Genomic DNA, 618 nt, shown 5'->3' on the forward strand with positions numbered 1-618 from the left:
TGAACAAGCCGAATCTTCGGTGATGGATGCTAAACAAGCTTTAAACCTCACGGAAAATGGCAGTCAAGCCGTAGAAAAAACCCTAGAAGGCATGGCAAATTTGCGAGAAAAAGTCGATGCAATTGCTCAACAAATTATTCGTTTAAGTGAACAAACTAATCAGATTGGGACAATTTCTAAATTAGTCAGTGATTTAGCCAATCAAACCAATATGTTAGCATTAAATGCGGCAGTTGAAGCCGTTAGAGCAGGTGAACATGGGAAAGGATTTGCAGTGGTTGCGGCTGAAATTCGTAAACTCTCTGATGAAAGTCAAAAATCGGCTCAAAGAATTAATACCCTCGTCATCGATATTCAAAGTGCAATTAATTCGACTGTAATTGTGACTGAAGAAGGAACAAAAACGGTACTTTCGGGAGTAGAAATTGCTCAAATGACAGCCTCAGCATTGATGGGCGTTTCAGACTCGGTTAATAATGTTGTGTTAAATAATCAGCAAATTTCTCTCAATACCCAACAACAAGCGATTGCAATTTCTCAAGTATTAGAAGCTATGAACTCGATTAATCAAGGTTCCAACGAAACTGCAAATGGTTTAAATCAAACGAAAACTGGACT

At 38.3% G+C, this 618-nt stretch carries 1 protein-coding gene; it reads left to right on the forward strand.

From position 1 onward, the window contains the following. A partial coding sequence (locus M595_RS28355; RefSeq protein ID WP_023069981.1) for a methyl-accepting chemotaxis protein occupies positions 1-618 on the forward strand: 618 nt, incomplete at both ends.

This window comes from Lyngbya aestuarii BL J, from assembly GCF_000478195.2.
Lineage (GTDB): Bacteria > Cyanobacteriota > Cyanobacteriia > Cyanobacteriales > Microcoleaceae > Capilliphycus > Capilliphycus aestuarii.